This window comes from Pseudonocardia sp. N23, from assembly GCF_002583555.1.
GTDB lineage: Bacteria > Actinomycetota > Actinomycetes > Mycobacteriales > Pseudonocardiaceae > Pseudonocardia.
In genome coordinates this window covers 151110-171932 of record NZ_BEGX01000004.1, presented here as the reverse complement: position 1 = coordinate 171932, position 20823 = coordinate 151110, and the positions used below count along the sequence as shown (strand labels likewise).

16 protein-coding genes are annotated in these 20823 nt (G+C 73.1%); 12 read left to right on the top strand and 4 right to left on the bottom strand.

Annotated features, from left to right (window positions below):
• Positions 1–27 precede the first annotated feature (27 nt).
• The 7 genes from TOK_RS02685 (at position 28) to TOK_RS02655 (ending at position 9253) form a co-directional block, all read left to right on the top strand.
• Complete coding sequence (locus TOK_RS02685) at positions 28–897, top strand: LLM class flavin-dependent oxidoreductase (protein ID WP_098956156.1); 870 nt, start codon at positions 28–30, stop codon at positions 895–897.
• A gap of 176 nt (positions 898–1073) precedes the next feature.
• Positions 1074–1898, top strand: a complete 825-nt coding sequence (locus TOK_RS02680; protein WP_098956155.1) for a PaaX family transcriptional regulator C-terminal domain-containing protein — start codon at positions 1074–1076, stop codon at positions 1896–1898.
• 164 nt (positions 1899–2062) lie between these two features.
• The gene (locus tag TOK_RS02675; protein WP_098956154.1) at positions 2063–3148 is read left to right on the top strand and encodes a cupin domain-containing protein; all 1086 of its coding nucleotides are present in this window, start codon (positions 2063–2065) and stop codon (positions 3146–3148) included.
• Positions 3145–3957: a fumarylacetoacetate hydrolase family protein gene (locus TOK_RS02670; protein ID WP_098956153.1), complete on the top strand. Its 813-nt coding sequence runs from the start codon at positions 3145–3147 to the stop codon at positions 3955–3957. The genes TOK_RS02675 and TOK_RS02670 overlap by 4 nt, the downstream gene beginning before the upstream one ends.
• 1 nt (position 3958) lies before the next feature.
• The gene (locus TOK_RS02665) at positions 3959–5533 is read left to right on the top strand and encodes an FAD-dependent monooxygenase (protein WP_098956152.1); all 1575 of its coding nucleotides are present in this window, start codon (positions 3959–3961) and stop codon (positions 5531–5533) included.
• The gene (locus TOK_RS02660) at positions 5530–7575 is read left to right on the top strand and encodes an acetate--CoA ligase family protein (RefSeq protein WP_098956151.1); all 2046 of its coding nucleotides are present in this window, start codon (positions 5530–5532) and stop codon (positions 7573–7575) included. Before TOK_RS02665 ends, TOK_RS02660 begins: the two co-directional genes overlap by 4 nt.
• Positions 7556–9253 (top strand): (2,3-dihydroxybenzoyl)adenylate synthase, encoded by a 1698-nt coding sequence (locus TOK_RS02655; RefSeq protein WP_098956150.1) that lies wholly within the window; start codon positions 7556–7558, stop codon positions 9251–9253. The genes TOK_RS02660 and TOK_RS02655 overlap by 20 nt, the downstream gene beginning before the upstream one ends.
• Positions 9254–9529: 276 nt before the next feature.
• Here the strand turns inward: TOK_RS02655 and TOK_RS02650 are convergent, their stop codons facing one another.
• The gene (locus TOK_RS02650) at positions 9530–9721 is read right to left on the bottom strand and encodes a hypothetical protein (RefSeq protein ID WP_098956149.1); all 192 of its coding nucleotides are present in this window, start codon (positions 9719–9721) and stop codon (positions 9530–9532) included.
• Between the two features lie 420 nt (positions 9722–10141).
• Between TOK_RS02650 and TOK_RS02640 the strand changes: the two genes are divergently transcribed.
• A complete protein-coding gene (locus TOK_RS02640; RefSeq protein ID WP_098956147.1) occupies positions 10142–10963 on the top strand; it encodes a DUF998 domain-containing protein in 822 nt (273 codons plus the stop codon).
• A 44-nt stretch (positions 10964–11007) separates the two neighbouring features.
• Positions 11008–11832 carry a class I SAM-dependent methyltransferase gene (locus TOK_RS02635; protein ID WP_098956146.1) on the top strand — a complete coding sequence of 275 codons (825 nt, stop codon included), beginning with the start codon at positions 11008–11010 and terminating at the stop codon, positions 11830–11832.
• 355 nt (positions 11833–12187) lie between these two features.
• On the opposite strand, the gene TOK_RS02630 is transcribed toward TOK_RS02635, so the two are convergent.
• Positions 12188–14554, bottom strand: a complete 2367-nt coding sequence (locus TOK_RS02630; protein ID WP_098956145.1) for an FdhF/YdeP family oxidoreductase — start codon at positions 14552–14554, stop codon at positions 12188–12190.
• A gap of 86 nt (positions 14555–14640) precedes the next feature.
• Positions 14641–15207, bottom strand: a complete 567-nt coding sequence (locus TOK_RS02625) for a DUF6328 family protein (protein WP_098956265.1) — start codon at positions 15205–15207, stop codon at positions 14641–14643.
• Between the two features lie 747 nt (positions 15208–15954).
• Between TOK_RS02625 and TOK_RS02620 the strand changes: the two genes are divergently transcribed.
• From TOK_RS02620 to TOK_RS02610, 3 genes are all read left to right on the top strand, one after another.
• A complete protein-coding gene (locus TOK_RS02620) occupies positions 15955–17499 on the top strand; it encodes a Re/Si-specific NAD(P)(+) transhydrogenase subunit alpha (protein ID WP_098956264.1) in 1545 nt (514 codons plus the stop codon).
• 3 nt (positions 17500–17502) lie between these two features.
• Entirely contained in the window at positions 17503–18927 is a 1425-nt protein-coding gene (gene pntB / locus TOK_RS02615; RefSeq protein WP_098956144.1) for a Re/Si-specific NAD(P)(+) transhydrogenase subunit beta, read from the top strand.
• Between the two features lie 313 nt (positions 18928–19240).
• Positions 19241–20011: a methyltransferase domain-containing protein gene (locus tag TOK_RS02610; protein ID WP_098956143.1), complete on the top strand. Its 771-nt coding sequence runs from the start codon at positions 19241–19243 to the stop codon at positions 20009–20011.
• Between the two features lie 39 nt (positions 20012–20050).
• Here the strand turns inward: TOK_RS02610 and TOK_RS02605 are convergent, their stop codons facing one another.
• Entirely contained in the window at positions 20051–20701 is a 651-nt protein-coding gene (locus TOK_RS02605) for a L,D-transpeptidase (RefSeq protein ID WP_098956142.1), read from the bottom strand.
• Positions 20702–20823 lie beyond the last annotated feature (122 nt).

Here is a 20823-nt window from a genome sequence, read left to right as displayed (position 1 = left end):
GTCGCATTCGCGGGGCAGGATGAGGGGGTGAAGGTGCGCATCGGGATCGGGTTGGGCCAGGCCGCTGTCGGTTCCGACGGCCTCGCCGGGGCCATGGCGGCCATCGACGCGCACGGCTTCGACTCGCTGTGGATGTCGGAGGTGCTCACCTCGTCCGGCCCGGACCCGCTGGTGGCCCTGGCGTCGGTGGCGCACCTGAACCCGTCCCGGAGGCTGGGCGCCACGATCGTCCTGCCGGGCCGCAACCCGGTCCGGCTGGCCAAGTCCCTGGCGACGCTCGACCACCTGACCGGCGGCCGGCTGCTGCTCACGCTCGTCCCCGGGCTGCCCCGGGGTGCCGAGGGGCAGGCGGTCGGGGTGCCGGTCGGTGATCGCGGCGCCGTCATGGACGAGGTGCTGCCGATGCTGCGGCGCTGGTGGGCGGGGGAGGAGGTCGACGGCGTGCGGGTGCTGCCGCGGCCGGCGCAGGACCCGCTGGAGCCGTGGCTCGCAGGACTCGCGCCCGCTTCGCTGCGCCGGTGCGGGCGGTTCGCGGACGGCTGGCTCGGTGCGTTCTGCACCGTGGCCGAAGCCCTGGCGGCGCGCACGGCGATCAACGCCGCGGCGGACGCCGCCGGCCGGGAGATCGACCCCGAGCATTTCGGGATGAGCATCGGCTACGCCGTGACCGCGCCCGACGACGCCCAGCTCGCCGCGCTGGCGGCGCGGACCGGGGGTCGCGACGTCGACCCCACCGACCTGCTGCCGGTCGGCCCGGCCGCGGTGCGGCGGGTGCTGGAGGGCTTCATCGAGCAGGGCTTCTCGAAGTTCGTGCTGCGCCCGATCCGGCCGTCGGCCGCGGGGTGGGACGACGAGCTCGGAACGCTCGCCGCGGAGGTCGGCGCGCTGCAGACGTGACCTCGTGACGTGCGACGGATCGTGCACGGCCGTCGCGGCACATCACCGGGATCGGATGTGTCGAACGTCTGCCGGTCGTGGGAGCGCCGACTCGTATGCGCGAGCGGTGGCCGCCGCGCGGGGTGGAAGACTGAGGCCCGTGTCGGCCGGAGTCGGCCGGCCGGGGAGGTGACGTCGTGAAGGCGCGGTCGCTGGTCTTCGACCTGTTCGGTGACTACCTGCGCTACCGGGGCGGCGAGGCCCGGCTGCGCAGCCTGGTGTCTCTGATGGCGTGCTTCGACGTGCCCGAGCCGACGGTGCGGGTCGTCGTCGCGCGGCTGCGCAAGGAGGGCTGGCTGTCGAGCCGCAAGGATGGGCGCGAGACCGTCTACGCCCTGACCGACGCCGCCTGGGAGCTGCTGGACGAGGGGCGCGAGCGCATCTTCCAACGGGCCCGGGGGCCGTGGGACGGGCAGTGGCACATGGTCATCTACTCCGTCCCCGAGTCAGAGCGCGGGCTGCGCGAGCAGCTGCGCAAGAAGCTGGCCTGGTTCGGGTTCGGGCCGCTCTCGGCCTCGGTCTGGCTGAGCCCGCACGACCGCGGCGATGCCGTCGCCCAGGCCTTCGCCGACGAGGGGTCCGTCCGGCTCGACGTGTTCCGGTCCCGCTCGACGGGATCGGCCGAGGACCGCGACATCGCCACCCGCGCGTGGGACCTCGCGGCGCTCGACCGCGAGTACGCCGACCTGTTGACGACGTACCGGCCGAGGCTCGCGGCCTACCGGTCGGGCGAGCTGCGGGGTGCGGACGCGCTGGTCGAGCGGATGCGGCTCGTCCACGACTACCGGCGGTTCCCGTTCCGGGATCCCGACCTGCCGCCGGAGCTGCTCCCCGAGGGCTGGCGCGGCCGGGTCGCGCACGACGTCTTCCTCGAGGCCCACGGGCTGCTCCGCGGGCCCGCGGAGGAGTGCGTCGACGCGCTGACGGGGACGGTGCCTCTCCCCGGCGAGCGGGCGGGCTGAGCGCAAGAGTTTCAATTGCTGGACGCTCGTCGCCACAATGTTGTATCGTTCGGGTCGTCCGCCACCGGTGGCGTGGTGTGCGCGCAGCGGGGAGCGTGGAGCCCGGGTCACGGACGGACACCCAGTCACGCGACCCCTCGGGCGACGATGGAGGAGACGACCGCATGACGGCGACGGTTCCGGAGATCACGCCGGAGGAGCAGGAGCAGCTCGACGAGCTGTACGCGAACTTCGAGGCGGCCCACATGATGCCGCTGTGGACCCAGATCGGTGGGCTCATGCCCACCAGCCCGCGGCCCGACTCGGTGCCGTACCTGTGGCGCTGGTCGACGCTGCTGCCGCTCGCGGAGCGGGCGGGGGCCCTGGTCCCGGTCGGCCGTGGTGGCGAGCGGCGCGCGATCGCGCTCGCCAACCCGGGTATGCCCGGCACCCCGTACGCCACGCCGACGCTGTGGGCCGCGATCCAGTACCTCGGCCCGCGCGAGGAGGCCCCGGCCCACCGGCACGTCCAGTCGGCCTTCCGGTTCGTCGTCGAGGGCGAAGGCGTGTGGACCAACGTGGAGGGCGACCCCGTCGCGATGCGTCGCGGGGACCTGCTCCTCACTCCCGGGATGCACTTCCACGAGCATCACAACACGACCGACCGTCCGATGGCCTGGATCGACGGCCTCGACATCCCGCTCGTCCGCACGATCGACGCCGGTTTCTTCGAGTTCGGCCCGGACGTGCTCGCCACGACGGCGACCCCGGAGGTCTCGCGCAACGAGCGGCTGTGGGGCCGTCCCGGGCTCACGCCCGTCGGCGCGCCCGCCCCGAAGGCCTCACCGCTCATGGCGTACCGGTGGGAGCACACCGACGCCGCGCTGGCCGCGCAGCTGGAGCTCGAGGCCGAGGGCCACCCCGGGGTGGTCGAGCCCGGCCACGCCGCCGTGCGGTTCACCAACCCGGCCACCGCCGGGGACTGCCTCTCCACCATGCGCTGCGAGATGCACCGGCTGCGGGCGGGAGCCTCGACGGCCCTGACCCGCACGGCGGGCTCGTCGGTGTGGCAGGTCTTCACCGGCGCCGGCGTCGTGACCGTGGGCGAGGAGCGCTACGAGGTGGGCACGGGCGACATGTTCTGCGTCCCGTCGTGGGCGGGGCTCGCGTTCGACGCCGGACCCGACGGGCTCGACGCCTTCGCCTACTCCGACGCCCCCGTCTTCGAGGCCCTCGGTCTCGCCCGCACGTCCCGAGAGGACCGTCCGTGAAGCTCGCGACCATCCGCACCGGCACCGGTACAGTGGCCGTCCGCGTCGACGACGGGGCCGCGGTCGAGCTCGGTGCCGCCGACCTGGGTGAGTTCCTCGCCCGACCGGACTGGCACGCCGCCGCGGAGTCGGCGTCCGGCCCCCGGCACGACCTGACCGGACTGGACTACGCCCCGCCGGTCCCGCGCCCGGAGAAGGTCTTCTGCGTCGGGCTCAACTACCGCAGCCACATCCTGGAGATGGGCCGCGAGCTGCCGGAGTACCCGGCGCTGTTCGCGAAGTTCGCCCGCGCCCTGGTCGGCGCCCACGACCCGGTCGAGCTGCCCGCGGGGTCGGAGCAGGTCGACTGGGAGGCCGAGCTGGGCGTCGTCATCGGCGCCGAGGTGCGCCACGCGGACGCCGGACAGGCCGCGGCGGCCATCGCCGGGTACACCGTGGTCAACGACGTGACCGCCCGGGACTTCCAGTACCGGTCGGTGGAGTGGCTGCAGGGCAAGACCTTCGAGCGCAGCACCCCGGTCGGGCCGTGGCTGGTCACCGACGCCGAGCCGGGGGAGATCTCCTGCGAGGTCGACGGCGACGTCGTGCAGAAGGCCGACACGTCGGACCTGGTGTTCGACCCGGCCGACCTCGTCGCCTACATCTCGCAGATCATCACGCTCGTGCCCGGCGACATCATCGCGACCGGGACGCCCGGTGGGGTCGGGCACGCCCGCACACCTCCGCGCTACCTGGCCGAGGGATCGCAGCTCGTCACCCGCATCGAGGGCGTCGGCGAGCTGCGCAACGTCCTCGTCACGGGGGCCTGACGTGCGGGTCGCGGTGGCGGGCGGCGGGCCCGGCGGGCTGTTCCTCGCCACCCTGCTGCGCCGTGCCGACCCGTCGATCGAAGTGACCGTCTTCGAACGCAACCGCGCCGACGACACGTTCGGCTTCGGGGTCGTGTTCTCCGATCGCACCCTGGCCGGAATCCACGAGGCCGACCCGGTGCTGCGCCAGGCCCTGACCGAGCACGGCAGGCACTGGGACGACATCGAGGTCCGCCTCAAGGGCGAGCGGATCCGCTGCGGCGGCAACGGCATGGCAGCGGTCGCCCGCCGGACGTTGCTCGCGCTCATGCAGGCTCGCGCCCGGGACGTCGGCGCCGACCTGCGCTTCTCCACCGAGGTCACCCTCGACGACCTGGCCGACCACGACCTCGTCGTCGCCGCCGACGGCACCGGCTCCCGGATCCGGGAGCGACTGGAGGCCGGCCTGGGCGTCGAGGTCGAGACCGCCGACGCGAAGTTCATCTGGTTCGGAACCGACCACCTGTTCGACGGTCTCACCTTCGTCCACGAACGCAGCCCGGACGGCGTGTTCGCCGTGCACGGCTACCCGATCTCCGACGAGGTCTCGACCTTCATCGTCGAGACCGACGAGGCGTCGTGGCGGCGGGCGGGGCTCGACGAGTTCGACGTGACGCAACCACCGGGGGCGAGCGACCCGGTCAGCAAGGCGTACCTGGAGAAGCTGTTCGCCGACCAGATCGACGGCGCCACGCTGCTCACCAACAACTCCCGGTGGGGCAACTTCCGCACCCGCCGCACCCGGCGCTGGCACACCCTCGCCCCGCGGCCCGTCGCGTTCCTCGGCGACGCCGTGCACACCGCGCACTTCTCGGTGGGCTCGGGCACCAAGATGGCGATGGAGGACGCGGTCGAGCTCGCCCGTGCGATCGCCGCCTCGCCCGACGACCTCGGCGCGGCCCTGGCCGCCTACGAGGCGGCGGCCCAGCCGTCGGTGGAGCGGATCCAGAACTCCGCCCGGCCGAGCCTGTCCTGGTGGGAGCACTTCGGCCGCTACCACGACGAGTTCGAGCCCTGGCAGTTCGCGTACCACTTCCTGTCCCGCAGCATCGGCGACGCCCGCCTGGCCCGCCGCGCCCCCGACTTCGTCGACGCCAGCCACCGCGGCTGGGTGCGCACCCACGGTGCGGAGCCCCTCGACACCCCGTTCTCGCACGCCGGCTGGTCGACCCCGACCAGGATGACGACCGTGTCGGCGACGGCCGTCGGCGGCGACCTCCCGATCGCCGACACCCCGCGCCCCGGCGGTTGGGCCGCCCGAGTCGAGGCCCCGGACGGCGAGGACGGGTTGCCCGCCGTGTTCGCGGAGCTGCGCCGGCTCGCCGCGCTGGGCGACCGGGCGCCGGTCCTCGTCGCCGTGCACGGCGGCACGCCGCTCACCCGCACCCTCGTCTGCGAACAGGCCCGGATCGGCGACCGGCTGCCCGCGGTGCTCGTCGACGACGAGGGCGGTGACGACGGTGGCGAGTCCCTGCGCGACCGCGCGGTGACCGCCGTCCTGTCCGGTCGCGCGGACCTGGTCGGGGTGCCCGCATGACCCGCGGCGACCTCGACGCGCTGTTCGTGCCCAAGGGGATCGCCGTCGTCGGCGCCTCCCGCAACCCGGCCAAGCTGGGTGCGACCATGGCGCGTTCGCTGCGCGGGTTCGCGGGACACCTCGCCCTGGTCAACTCCCGCGACGAGACGATGCACCCGAGCGTCGCCGCCGCCACCGCGGACGGACCCGTCGACCTCGCCGTGGTGTGCGTCCCGGCCGCGGCGAGCGCCGCGGCCGTCGCCGAGGCCGCGGCGGCCGGGGCCGGGGCCGCGGTCGTCTGCGGCGGCGGGTTCGCGGAGGCCGGTGGTGCCGGGGTCGGTCACCAGGACGCGCTCGTGGCCGTCGCCGCGGAGACCGGCATCCGGCTGCTCGGCCCCAACACCAGCGGGTTCCTCGCCCCGCACGCCGGGGTGACCGCGAGCTTCGTGCCCGGTGTCGCGCAGGTCCGGCCGGGCCGGGTCGCCGTCGTCGCCGCCAGCGGCGGGGTCAACCACGTGCTGGCGTTCCTGCTCGCCGAGGCGGGCCACGGCATCAGCCTCGCCGTCGGCCTGGGCAACGCCGTCGACGTCTCGGCACCCGACGTCCTCGACCACCTCGTCGCCGACCCGGCCACCGCCGCCGTCGCCCTGCACATCGAGTCGGTCGCCGACGGCCCCCGGCTCGTCGCGGCCGTCCGCAGGGTGTCGGTCGAACGCCCGGTCGTCGCACTCGTCGTGGGCCGCAACGACATCGGCGCCTTCGCCGCCTCGCACACCGGGGCACTCGCCACCTCGTGGCGCACCACCCGGGCCGCTCTCGTCCAGGCCGGCGCTGTCGTCGTCGACGACGAACGCGAGCTCGTCGACGCGGTCGGCGCCCTGTCCGTCACCAGGGCCCGCCCGGCGCGCTCGGCCGGGGTCGGCGTGGTCACCGCCCAGGCCGGGCCCGGACTGCTGCTCCTCGACGACCTGCGCGGGCGCGGGGTGGACGTACCGGAACTGACCCGGCCGACCCGCGACGCACTGGCGACACTGCTGCCGCCGCTCACCTTCCAGGCCAACCCCGTGGACACCGGGCGGCCCGGGCCGGAGCTGGGCGCCGTCCTGCACGCCGTCGCCGCCGACCCGCAGGTCGACGTCGTCGCCGCCTACGCGCTGCACGAGCCCGACGCCGTCGACCTGCTCGCGGCGGCGGCGCAGGGCCGCCTCGACGGCGTCCCGGTCGTGTTCGGCGTCGGCGGGACCGGCGACGCCGTCGTCCGGCAGCGCCGCGACCTGCTGGCGGCGGGGATCGCGGTGGCGACCGACCCGCGCGGGGTGGCCGCCGCGACGGCGGCGCTGCTCGCCGACGCCCGGGCCAGGGCCACCCGCCCCGACGACGTGCACCGCGACCCGGTGCCGACCGGAGTCCGGGGTCGCCACGACGAGGACCGGGCGAAGTCCCTGCTCGACAGGATCGGCGTCGCGACCACCCCACGCCGGGTGTGTGCGACCCGGGCCGAGGCCCACGCCGCGCTGGCGGAGCTGGACGGTCCCGTCGCGGCGAAAATCCTCGACCCGGCGATCCTGCACAAGACCGACATCGGTGGCGTCCACCTCGGGATCCGGGACCCGGCCGAGCTGGACACGGCGCTCGACGCCCTCGACGCGATCGGTGCCGGGCGCTACCTCGTCGAGGCCATGGCGCCGGCCGGTGTCGACCTGGTGCTCGGGGCCCGCCGCGATCCCGTGTTCGGCCCGGTGCTGCTCCTCGGGCTCGGCGGCACCACCGCGGAAGCACTGGCCGACGTCGCGCTGCGGCTCGCCCCGGTGTCCACGACCGAGGCAGCGGACCTGCCCACCGAGCTGGCCGGGCACCCGCTGCTTGCGGGGTGGCGCGGCGGACCCGTGCTCGACCCGGTGGAGCTCGGCCGCATCGCCGCCGCGCTGGGCGACCTGCTCGTCGCCAATCCCGGCCTCGCCGAGATCGAGGTCAACCCTCTGCGACTGACCGGCTCCGGTCTGGTCGCCCTCGACGCCGTCGTCGTCCCGCGGGAGGTCAGCGATGCCCACACCGATCAGTGACCACACCGTGGCATGGCCCGCGGACGTGGCCGCGGAGTACGTCGCGGCGGGCTTCTGGGCCGGGGTGCCGCTCGGCGCCGCGCTGCGGGACGCCGCCGATGCGGCCCCGGACGACCCGGCCGTGTTCGACGCCGCCGCGGGCCTCCGGCTGACCCACCGCGAGCTGGCCGAACGCGCCGACGCCGCGGCCGCCCGCCTGCTCGACCTCGGCATGGGGCCGGGGGAGCGCATCGTCGTGCAACTCCCCAACTGCTGGGAGTTCGTCGTGCTCACCCTGGCCTGCCTGCGCGCCGGGATCGTGCCCGTCATGGCGCTGCCCGCGCACCGCCGTTCCGAGCTCGCCTACCTGGCCCGGCACGCCGAGGCCACCGCGATCGCGGTGCCCGACCGGATGCGCGACTTCGACCACCAGCAGCTCGCCCACGACCTCGCCGGCGACGTCCGCTCGGGCTCGAGCGAGGTCACCGACGCCGCGTGGCACGTCCTCGTCGCCGGCGACGACCTCTATCCCGACAGCGTCGACCTGCGGGCACTGTGCGGCCCCGGCACCGATCCTGCGGCGGACCGCGCCCGGCTCGACGCGCTGGCACCGGACAGCCGGGCCGTCGCGGTCTTCCTGCTCTCCGGCGGCACGACGGGCCTGCCGAAGCTGATCGCCCGCACGCACGACGACTACCTGTACAACGCGCGGTGCAGCGCGGCGGCGGCCGAGGTCGGCGCGGACGTCGTCTACCTGGTCAGCCTGCCCGTCGGCCACAACTTCCCGCTCGCCTGCCCGGGTGTCCTCGGCGCGCTGCTGGCCGGCGGCCGCGTCGTCACCCTGCCGTCGCCCGAGCCGGAGCGGGCGTTCGCGACGATCCGCGACGAGGGCGTCACCCACACCGCGGTGGTGCCGGCGGTCGCGGCTCGCTGGCTCGACCATGCCGCCGAGCACGGGGCGGAGCAGGTCGCCAGCCTGCGGGTGCTCCAGGTCGGGGGTGCCCGGCTGGCCGACGAGCTGGCCCGCAAGGTCACCCCGGTGCTCGGTGCGACCCTCCAGCAGGTCTTCGGGATGGCCGAGGGCCTGATCAACGTCACCCGACTCGACGACCCGGACGACGTCGTCTGCACGACCCAGGGCCGGCCGATGTGCCCGGCCGACGAGGTCCGGCTCGTCGACGAGCTCGACCACGACGTACCGGCGGGCGAGCCCGGGTCCCTGCTCACCCGCGGGCCCTACACCCCGCGCGGCTACTACCGGGCCGCCGAGCAGAACGCCCGCGCGTTCACCGAGGACGGCTGGTACCGCTCCGGTGACATCTGCAGGTGGACCGCCGACGGCAACCTGGTCGTCGAGGGCCGCGACAAGGACATGATCAACCGCGGTGGGGAGAAGATCTCCGCCGAGGAGGTCGAGAACCTCGTGTACCAGCTGCCGTCGGTCGCCCAGGTCGCCGCGGTGGCGATGCCGGACGTGGTGCTGGGCGAGCGGGTCTGCCTCTACGTCGTCCCGCGGCCCGGTGCGACCGTCACCCTCGACGAGATCCGGGCGTCCATGGACGCGATCGGCGTCGCCCGGTTCAAACTGCCCGAACACCTCGTCGTGGTCGAGGAGCTCGCCGCCACCAAGGTCGGGAAGATCGACAAGAAGGCGCTTCGGGCCGACATCGTCGAGCGTCTCGACGGCGCCCCCGCCTGACCGTCCGGCCCGCATCCGCGCGAAGGCTCAGACCCCCGATCCCACTGACGAAGGGTGCACCCGTGTCCGACATCGAACTCGGAACGACGACCTCGGCCGACGGCACCGAGCTCGGTTCCTCCGCCGGGGAGCCGGGCCCGCACTGGTGATCACGCACGGCAGCGTCGCCGGCGACCTCGACCGCGCGCTGGAGTTCGCGCTGGTCAACTTCGTCCGGGTGGTTCGCGCAGGCGGTCCGCGACGCCGTCGGCTCACACGGCCGGCCGGGGAGGGGCCTCAGGCGTAGTAGTCGTTGCCGCGCGAGAACTCGACGAACGTGCAGTTCGACCACCTGGCGCCGCGGTGGAACGTCACCTGGGTGACGGCGACGCCGTCCAGCTCGGCCGTCCGCTTCGAGATCAGGCCGTGCGGGTCGTCGGGGAGCTCCGCGAGCGTCGCCTTCTGCATCGCGGGGTTGAACGAGGGCATGGTGTCTCCTCCGAGCTGCGCGTACCGACCGCTGCCGCATGCCGGCAGCCGATGATCGGCTCGGCCGCCGCGCCGGCGACAGTACGGACGGGGTGGGCTGGGTGTGGGTCGACGGCCGCCCCGTCTTCGTCAGGCCGCCGGACCCGCGCCCTCCACGAGCTGCTGCGGCGGGTGGGGCAGTTCCAGGTCGCCCCGCAGCTCTACGGGGCCGACGCGGTCGCCGTGCAGCGCAGGGCGTTGGAGGAGATCATCGGGCTGTCGCAGGACGTGCTGGACAGGCTCGAGTAGCCCTGCCGCCGCGGTTCACCCGGCCGCAGGCGAGGCGTGGGACCTCGCGAAAAGTCAGGACATCGACCGACGGTAGGAGTTGGATGGGCAGGCGCCACGGACCGGCGCCAGGGTCGTGGGGGGAGGACGTCGATGTCCGGGTCGACAGCGCAACGCGACGTGCCGGAGCCGAGCACCGGCGGTACCGGCTCTCCCGCGGCCCAGCACACCGACGCCGAACGGGTCACCCGCAGGATGGGCGTCGGGCTCGTCGTGCTGGTGACGCTGATGCCCGTCCTGCTCGCGGTGGGGTGGAGTGTGTCGGCGTCGATACAGGTCGATGCCTACGACTGGACCGCGCAGACCATCAGTGTCCTGGCGGGCCGGGGCGCGACGGATCGCTGGATCATGGTGGTGCCGCTCGTCGTCGCCGGCGCCGTCTATGTCGTCCTCGCGCTGCGCCTCGACGGGCTCGTCGCGCCCTGCAGGGCGCTGCTGATGGTCGCCGGACTCGCCGTCGCCGTGGCCGGCCTTGCGCCGCAGCCGGTCCACGGCAGCTCCACGATCCACATGTCGGCGGCGGCCTGCGCCTGGATCGCCCTGACCCTCTGGCCGCTCACGGTGAAGCCACGGCCCGGCGCCGGGTTCGAGGCACCCCCGTTCCGTGCCGCCGCGACGGCCGTGCTGCTGGTGCTGATGGGCTGGTTCTTCGTCGAGCTCGTCACCGACGGTGCGCTGCTCGGGGCGGTGGAGCGACTGCTCATCCTCGCTCAGCTCGCGTATCCGACCGTCGTGGCGTACCGCCAGGGCCGATCCTGGACCGAGCGCCTTGGCTCGGACGTCACCCACGACGCGACTGTGGAGCTGCACGGCGTCGCCGAGCTGGGCGCACCGGTGATGCAGCTGGAGTTCGAGAAGCTCGGCAGGCAGACCGTCGACGGCATCCAGCGTGAGCTGGGGGCGCCGGACTCCTGACCGGCGTCGGCGCGTGCGCGGCCGAACCGTGGTTGGCTCGGACCGTGACCCGCCCCGACACCGCCCGACGCAGCCTCGATCACTGGAGCGAGGCGGGACGCGCCGAGATGTACGCGTTCTACACGCTCGCCACCGAGGACTACCGCCGGCTCGTCGCCGCCCGTGACTGGGCCGCAGACCTGCGCACCCACACCTCCGACGGACGCGTCCGGCTGCTCGACGTCGCCTGCGGCAGCGGCCGGTTCCCCACCGCTCTGCTCGCAGGCGGGCTGCCGATCGAGCCGGTCGTCGAGGTCGACCTGCTCGACCCGTCGACGTTCAGCATCACCGAGGCCCGCTCGGCCCTGGCGCCGCCGTTCGTCGCCGCCGCCGAACACGCGATCGTCCTCCAGGATCTCGACGCGCACGCGGTGTACGACGTCGCGTGGGCCACCCACGCGCTCTACGCGCTGCCGCCCGCCGAGCTCGCGGCCGGAGTCGCGCGGATGGTCGAGGCCGTGCGGCCCGGAGGGTTCGGCGCGGTGGCGCAGGCGGGCGCCCGTTCGCACTACCTGGAGTTCTACGAGGCCTACCGCCCGGCCTTCGCCCCGGACGCCACCCCGTACACCGACGGCGAGGGCGTCGCGGAGGCCCTGCGCGCCGCGGGTGCCGACGTGGCCGTACAGGTGCTGACCTACCGCACCGGCACCGCCGACCGCGCTGTCGCGCAGGGGTTCCTGCAGCGCTGCGCGTTCGACGACAGCGTCTCGCTGGAGCAGATGGAGAGTGTCGAACCGCTGGCGGCCTACCTGCGTGGTTGCCGTGACGCGGACGGCACCTACAGCTTCGCCCATGAGGTGCACCTGATGACCTGGGAACGCCAGGGGTGAGTGCCGAGCAGCGTCCGGGCCGGTGGCGCCGGGCGGGTGTCCGGGATCGATCAGCCCGGCGTGGGCTCCGGTGAGCTGAACGCGCGCACCAAGGAGAGACGGGGGACGGACCCCAACGCTGCGGCGGGGTGGGTGGCGGGAACCACCACCGAGATCGGGTCGTGTCCCACGACGACCCCGTCGGGACCCGGGCCGCGGACGAGGGCGGCGCCGAGGGTCCCCCGAGGATCATGGCGCGTGATCGCACACAGCGTGGTTCGGCCTTGCCGCCGACCGGCGGTCGACGATCGACGATCGACGATCGACGATCAGCCTGGCCGACCACGAGTCGCGACCACTGCACGGGCCGTGCCGGTCACGACAGGTGCCGGACCCTGGGGTGGGACTTGTGGGCGTTGTCGTGGCCGACCGACGCCTGCGAGCCCGCGTGGTCGCAGGCGTGCGCGTCGAGGTGCGTGAGCCGCACGATCACGGACTTCGACGCGGGCTGGTTGCTCTTCAGCGCGGTGTGGTCGAGCGGGACCAGCGGGTTCGTCTCGGGGTAGTAGGCGGCGACGGTCCCGCGGGGGACGTCGTAGGCGACGAGCCGGAAGTCGCGGGCGCAGCGGACGTGCTCGTCGCCGTCCCAGTGGGTGACGAGGTCGATGTGGTCGCCGGGTTCGTGGCCGAGGGCGGCGATGTCCTCGCGGTGGGCGAACACCACCCGGCGGCCGCCCTCGATCCCGCGGTAGCGGTCCGACAGCCCGTAGATCGTGGTGTTGAACTGGTCGTGGCTGCGTAGCGTCTGCAGCAGCAGGTGTCCATCGGGGACGTGCAGCACCTCGATCGGCGACACGACCATCTCCGCGAGCCCGGACTCGGTGTCGAAGGTGCGGGAGTCCCGCGGCGGGTGGGGGAGGACGAACCCGCCGGGGCGGCGGGCGTTCACCTCGTAGCTCTCACAGCCGGGCACGACGCGGGAGATGTGGTCGCGGATGCGCCGGTAGTCGGCGCGCATCCCGGCCCAGTCGATGCCGTGCAGGCCGCCGAGGGTGGCCTCGGCGATGCCGGTGAGGATCGCGACCTCGGAGCGCAGGTGTTCGCTCGCGGGTGCGAGCGGGCCACGGGAGGCGTGCACCGAGCAGGTGGAGTCCTCGACGGTGACGAACTGCAGGCCCGACTGCTGGGCGTCGCGTTCGGTGCGGCCCAGCGTCGGCAGGATCAGCGCGGTCCGGCCGCCGTGCAGGTGCGAGCGGTTGAGCTTCGTGGATATCTGCACGGTGAGCAGGGTGTTGCGCAGCGCGGCAGTGGTGACGTCGGTGTCCGGCGCGGCTTGCAGGAAGTTCCCGCCGAGCCCGACGAACACCTTGACCTTGCCGTCGCGCATCGCACGGATGCTGTCGACGGTGTCGAACCCGTGCTCGGGTGGCGGCGTGAACCCGAACTCCTTCCCCAGCGAGTCGAGGAAGCTCTGCGGTGCGCGTTCCCAGATGCCCATGGTCCGGTCGCCCTGGACGTTGGAGTGCCCGCGGACGGGGAACAGTCCGGCGCCGGGCTTGCCGATGTTGCCCTGGGCGAGGGCGAGGTTGACGAGTTCCTTGATGGTGGCGACGCCGTTGCGGTGCTGGGTCAGCCCCATCGCCCAGCAGAAGACGGTCTTACGGGACCGGGCCAGCAGGGTCGCGGCCTCGGTGATCTGCTCGCGGGTCAGGCCGGTCGAGGCGGCGACGAGGTTCCAGTCGACCTTCTCGACGTGCGTGCGCCACTCCTCGAACCCGGTGGTGTGCCGCTCCAGGAACTCATGGTCGAGGGCGTCCCACTCGACGAGCAGTGAGCCGATCGCCTGGAACAGGGCGAGGTCGCCGTTGATCCGGATCGGCAGGTGCAGGTCGGACACCTTGGTGCCGTGGCCGACGACGCCCTTCGGGGTCTGCGGGTTCTTGAACCTGGTCAGCCCGGCCTCGTGCAGGGGGTTGATCGTCAGGATGCGGGCGCCGTTGCGTTTGGCCTCTTCGAGCTGGGTGAGCATGCGGGGGTGGTTGGTACCGGGGTTCTGCCCCGCGATGACGATGAGCTCGGCGCCGAGCAGGTCGGGCAGGGTGACGCTGGCCTTGCCGATGCCGATCGACTCCTGCAGCGCGATCGACGTCGACTCGTGGCACATGTTGGAGCAGTCCGGCAGGTTGTTGGTGCCGAAGGCACGCGCGAAGAGCTGGTAGACGAACGCGGCCTCGTTCGACGCCCGGCCGGAGGTGTAGAAGGACGCCTCGTCGGCGGAGCCCAGGCCGTTGAGCTCGCCCGCGATGAGCCGGAACGCCTCGTCCCATCCGATGGGCTCGTAGTGGGTGGCGTCGGGCCGGCGCACCATGGGGTGGGTGATGCGGCCCTGCTGGCCGAGCCAGTACTCGGAGTGCGCGTCGAGGTCGGCGAGGCTGTGACGGGCGAAGAAGGCCGGGGTGGCGCGGTCCTTCGTGGCCTCCTCGGCGACGGCCTTGGCGCCGTTCTCGCAGAACTCCGCCACCGAACGGTGCCCGGGGTCAGGGTCGGGCCACGCGCAGCTCATGCAGTCGAAGCCCTCGGGCTGGTTGAGCTCGAGCAGGGTGCGAGCGGTGCGGACGGGGCCCATCCGCTCCAGCCCGCGCTTCATCGAGACGGCGACGGCGGGGGGCCCGGCCGCGTAGTCCTCCGGCGGGTGGACCTCGAGGTCGGCCTCGGAGTAGTCGCGCGCCTGACGCCGGCTCACCGGCCGGCCTTTGTCGTCTCGCTGGCAGTCACCCCGGCCGAGTTCCCGGACAGCGGATCGTCAACCCTCGCGGCAGCGAAGTTCGCCTAGGTGCGGTCCGGCGACGAGCCGTCGGACCCGGTCGTATCGGCGTCGGCGTCGTCCGTGTCGTCGGTCTGCCGGCGCCGGCGCAGGGGCAGGACCAGCCAGAGCCCACCGAAGAGCGCCCCCGTGACGCCACAGGCGATCACGCCGCCGAGGGTGCCCAGCACGACGTCGAAGATGAGCAGCACGACACAGGTCACCCCCAGGGCGAGTGCCGCGAGGCCGGCGACGGCGAGGCGCTGCGCGGTCGACACCAGGAAGAGCCGGGAGTGGCGCCGGAACAGCAGCCGGTGGGCCGCGACCGGGGCGATGAGCAGCGCCGCCGACGTGACCGAGAGCCCGAGCGCCGCCAGGTAGATGATCCGCTGCGCCGAGGACAGCTCGACGAAGCGCTGCTGGAACGGAACGGTCAGCAACAGGCCGGTCAGCAGCTGGACGCCGGTCTGGACGACGCGGAGCTCCTGCAGCAGGTCCGCCCAGTTGCGGTCGAGGCGTTCGGTCGCGGTCTCGCGCCGGGCGCGCCAGTTCCATGCCGAGTCGGACTCCGGCTCGTCGACGTCGTCCGCCATCGTCCACCTCGCCTCGTGCACCCCGGCGCGACGGTAACCGGCTCACCGGATCGGGTAAACCGCCCTCCCCGCCGCAGGACTGCTGACCGGGAGCCGTACCCGCTGACGCCGGATGGGCCGAACGAGCCACGGTCCTCGTCGGGGACCGAACAGCGCCACCACCCTCCGCCATGACGTCGACCGAAGGGCACGGCGATGAGCGGTTCGCGCTGACGGCCTGCGACTTCACGCAGGGGAACATCGACGCGTTCGACTGGATCTGCCTGGTCGTCGTCTCGTCGGTCGTGTCCGCGTGCTGTTCCGCAACGTGTGGACGAGGGCGACCGGGCACCGCAGGCGGAACGGACGTCCGGGCCCGGGCTCGTGACCGGATCGTTGCCCGTGCCGATCACGCCGGGGAGCGTGTCGTCCGGGAGCCACGTCGCCGCCTGAACAGCCGGGCCCGGGCACGCCGACCTGCGCCGACGCCCGTCGGCACAGCGTTGTGAGACGGCGAGATCACGTCGGGCTCGTCGTCCCGGAACGGACCGGACAGATTAGGGTGCTCGGTGGCAGCGACGCCGAGGACCGGCTCGTCAAGGACAGCGACGCCGCAGGGTCCGCCGCCCACGAGGCCCGGTCGTGAACCCTTCGGCGGAGGCGGACCCATGTCGGCGGGCCGCAATGCGTGGCGGCCCACATCGAGGAGAGTGAATGCGCGACACCACCGAGGACGCCGAGTCCCCACCGGCCCCGGGTCCTGAACCGATGCGGATCGCAGTCGTGGCCGAGTCGACGAAGTCCGAGACCCGGGTGGCCCTCACGCCGGAGACGGTCCGCAAGGTCGCCGATCTCGGCTACCACGTGACCGTGCAGTCCGGCGCCGGTGAGCTCGCCGGTTTCGCCGACTCCGCGTACGCCGAGGCGGGCGCCGACGTGGCCGAGGGCCCCGTCTGGGACGCCGACGTCGTGGTGATGATCAACGCGCCGCAGGCCGAGGAGATCGCGAACCTGCGCGAGGGCTCGGCCCTCGTCGCGATGCTGGCGCCCCGGTTCGAGGCGGAGCGGGTGACCGCCCTCGCCGGTCAGGGCGTCACGGCGCTGTCGATGGATGCGGTGCCGCGGATCTCGCGGGCCCAGTCGATGGACGTGTTGTCGTCGATGGCGAACATCGCCGGGTACCGGGCGGTGATCGAGGCGGCGCACGCGTTCGGCCGGTTCTTCACCGGTCAGGTCACGGCGGCGGGCAAGGTGCCGCCGGCGAAGGTGCTGGTCGCGGGGGCTGGTGTGGCGGGGCTCGCGGCGATCGCCGCGGCGAACAGTCTGGGTGCGGTCGTGCGGGCGACCGACCCGCGGGCCGAGGTCGCGGACCAGGTCAGGTCGCTGGGTGGGGAGTACCTGGCGGTCGAGGTGGAGCAGGAGGCGTCCACCGACGGCTACGCGAAGGCCACGTCCGAGGACTACGACCGGCGGGCGGCGGAGATCTACTCCGAGCAGGCCGCGGACGTCGACATCATCATCACGACAGCGTTGATCCCGGGCCGTCCGGCGCCGAAGCTGATCACTGCGGCGGATGTGGCGTCGATGCGTCCCGGGTCGGTGCTCGTGGACATGGCTGCGGCGCAGGGCGGGAACGTGGAGGGTTCGGTGGCGGGTGAGGTCGTGACGACCGATCACGGCGTGACGATCATCGGCTACACCGACCTGCCCGCGCGGCTGCCCGCGCAGGCCTCTCAGCTCTACGGCACGAACGTGCTGAACCTGCTCAAGCTGATGACCCCGGGCAAGGACGGGCGGCTGACCCTCGACCTCGAGGACACCGTGGTGCGCGGGCTGACCGTCGCCCACGGCGGTGAGGTGCTGTGGCCGCCGCCCGCGGTGTCGGTGAGCGCGGCTCCGGCCGCGGCGCAGGCCGCCGCGGCTCCGGTGGAGAAGAAGCCGGAGAAGGTGCGTTCGCCGCTGGCCAAGGCGCTGCCGCCGATCATCGGTGCGCTGGCGTTGTTCCTGGTCACGGCGTTCGCGCCGGCGGAGCTGGCCGGGCACCTGACAGTGTTCGTGCTGGCCATCGTGATCGGCTTCTACGTGATCGGGAACGTGCACCACGCGCTGCACACGCCGTTGATGTCGGTGACCAACGCGATCTCGGGGATCATCGTCGTCGGCGCGATCCTGCAGATCGGCACCGGCGGTGGTGGTCTGGTCCTCGGACTGGCCGCGGCGGCGACACTGCTGGCCGCCATCAACATCGTCGGTGGCTTCGCGGTGACCCGCCGCATGTTGTCGATGTTCTCGCGAAGCCCGGGGAGGAGCTGAGTCATGCAGACGTGGACGACGGCGGCGTACCTGATCGCCGCCCTGCTGTTCGTGGTCAGTCTCGCCGGGCTCTCCCGGCACGAGACGTCGCGCTCCGGGGTCGTGTTCGGCATCGCCGGCATGACGATCGCGCTGGTCGCCACCGCGATCGTCGCGTTCGGCTCGGCGTCGGGCCTCGGGATCGCGCTGCTGCTGGTGGCGCTGGTCATCGGCGCGGCGATCGGGTTGTGGCGGGCGCGGGTCGTCGAGATGACGGGCATGCCCGAGCTGATCGCGCTCATGCACAGCTTCGTCGGTCTCGCGGCCGTGCTCGTGGGCTGGAACGGCTACCTCGAGGTGGAAGGCGGAGCCGAGAGCGGGGCCGGGGAGCAGCTGACCGGGTCGTTGCTGGGCATCCACCACGCCGAGGTCGCGATCGGCGTGTTCATCGGGGCGGTCACGTTCACCGGCTCGATCATCGCCTACCTGAAGCTGTCGGCGAAGATCAAGTCGGCGCCGCTCATGCTCCCGGGGAAGAACGTGCTCAACCTGGGCGCGCTGGTGGTGTTCGCGGCGTTCACGGTGTGGTTCGTGATCACTCCGGCGCTGTGGATCCTCGCGGTGCTCACGGTGCTGGCGCTGCTGCTCGGGTTGCACCTCGTGGCGTCGATCGGGGGCGGGGACATGCCCGTCGTGGTGTCGATGCTCAACTCGTACTCGGGGTGGGCCGCGGCGGCGTCGGGCTTCCTGCTGGGCAACGACCTGCTGATCATCACCGGGGCGTTGGTCGGTTCCTCGGGTGCCTACCTGTCCTACATCATGTGCAAGGCGATGAACCGGTCGTTCGTCTCCGTCATCGCGGGCGGGTTCGGGGCGACGTCGTCGACGGCGGCTGCGGTCGAGGGCGAGCACCGTGAGGTCAACGCCGCGGGTGTGGCCGAGCTGCTGGCCGACGCCCGCTCCGTCGTCATCACCCCCGGCTACGGCATGGCCGTCGCGCAGGCGCAGTACCCGGTCGCGGAGCTGACCCGCAAGCTGCGCGACGCGGGCGTGGAGGTGCGGTTCGGGGTGCACCCGGTCGCGGGCCGCCTGCCCGGGCACATGAACGTGCTGCTGGCCGAGGCGCAGGTGCCCTACGACATCGTGCTGGAGATGGACGAGATCAACGACGATCTCGCCGGGACCGACGTCGTCCTGGTCATCGGGGCCAACGACACGGTCAACCCGTCGGCGGCGGAGGACCCGGGCAGCCCCATCGCGGGCATGCCGGTGCTGAAGGTGTGGGAGGCCAAGGATGTGATCGTGTTCAAGCGGTCGATGGCCACCGGCTACGCGGGTGTGCAGAACCCGTTGTTCTTCCGGGAGAACACGCAGATGCTGTTCGGCGACGCCAAGGAACGGGTTCAGGACATCCTCACCGAGCTGGCGGCGCTCGTCCGCACCGGCTGAGCGGGTCCAACCACGGCCGCTCCGACGACCGGGCCGAGACACACCCCCGAGGGGCCGGTGCCACGAGCTGTGGCGCCGGCCCCGCAGGTGTCCGGGACCTGCTGGTGAGAGGGGCGCACGATGACGACGTTGGAGCTGCACGGGCGCTCGACGCCGGCATCGGACCGACGTACTTCGACCTCGTCCTGGAGGTCTTCACCGGGCACACGTCGAGCGTCGCGCTCGATCTGAGGTAACCGGCGCGTGACGGTCACCGGCGCGACGTCCCGGACGTCGCTCCGCCGGTGGCCCGCCGGGGTGCGAGGATCGGGGCGTGCCGGAGGACGCGTGGGCGGAGCTCGCGGACGCGTTCGTCGACGGCGCGTACGCCACGGTGAAGGGCCGGGTGCGGACCCACGTCCTGCACCGCCAGCTCCTCGACCACCTCCCGCCGCCGCCTGCCGCGGTGCTCGACGTCGGCGGGGGAGCGGGACACCAGTCGCTCCCACTGGCCCGCCTCGGGTACGAGGTGACGATCGTGGACTCGTCCCCGGAGATGCTGGCCCGCGCGGCGGCGCGGGTCGCGGCCGAGCCGGCGGAGGTCCGTCGCGGGGTCCGGCTGGTGGAAGGGCCCGGCGAGCGCGCCGACGTCCTGACCGCGGGGAGGAGGTTCGCCGCGGTGCTCTGCCACGGCGTCCTCATGTACCTCGACGACCCACGCCCGATGGTCGCCGCGGTGTGCCGCTGCGTCGCGCCCGGCGGCGTGGTGTCGATCATGGCGCTCAACGCCCGGACCCTCGCGGTGCGGCCGGCACTGGAGGGCCGGTGGGCCGATGCGCTGGCCGCGTTCGACGCCGGCTCGGAGGTCGGCGTGCTCGGCGCCCCGACCCGGGGCGACACCGTCGACGGGCTCACCGAGCTGTTGCGCGCCAACGCAGTACACGCTGAGGCCTGGTACGGCGTCTGGCTGTTCTCCGACTGGTCGACCCTGCCCGACGACACGGACGCGGCGGCCGTCGCCGAGGTCGAGCTCAGGGCCGCGGCGCAGGACCCCTACCGGGCGCTCAGCCGGGTATTCCACCTCGTCGGGCGGCTCGGGCCGTGATCGCGGGCCGGCGGCTCCCCGTCGCCGACCCGCGACAGGTCAGTTGTCGCCGGAGCCGTCGTCGCCGGAGCCGCGCTGCTCGGCCTCCCACGCGCGGACCCCGCCGAAGCCGTATGTCGGCCCGTCATAGCTCTGGCCGCGGGCCGCGAACTCCTCCGACGCCTTGACTACCTGCACGGAGTCGCCCACCTGCAGGTAGGCGTACCACGCCTTGGCGTCGTCGGCAGCGAGGTGGATGCAGCCGCCCGACGCGGCCTCCGGGTTGCCCTCGTGGAAGGCGATCCCGCCGTCCTCGAAGAACACGGAGTAGGGCATCGGGTCGCCGACACCGTTGGTGAACGACTCGCCGCTGACGTGGTCGATGTCCTTGAGGTAGACGTGCAGGTCGTGCCCCACCGGCGTCGGTGCGGTCTTGCCGCCGGAGGCGACGTTCACCGGACCGCGGGTGACCGTGCCGTCCTGGATGAGCCAGGCGCGCTGCGAGTCGAGGTCGACGCATGCCTTGGCCGTGACCGAGCACGGGGTGCCGGGCACGAGGGCCTGGGAGCGGACGGCCGTGGTCGCGGCCGACTCGCCCGTCGCGGGGTCGGGTGCGGTGTTCGCCGCGAAGGCCGTGCCGGCGAGCAGCACACTCGTCGCCACCGTGACGACTCCGAGCCCGACCGCACCGTACGCGTGCCGCTTTCTCACAACCGTTCTCCTCTCGTGCCGGCGGCCGACACGTCGACCGCCGATACAAAGGGAGACGGGCATCGCCCGATCGGGTTGCGCCCCGACGTCGGGAAACCGCTCGTCGTCGCCCAGCTGTGCCG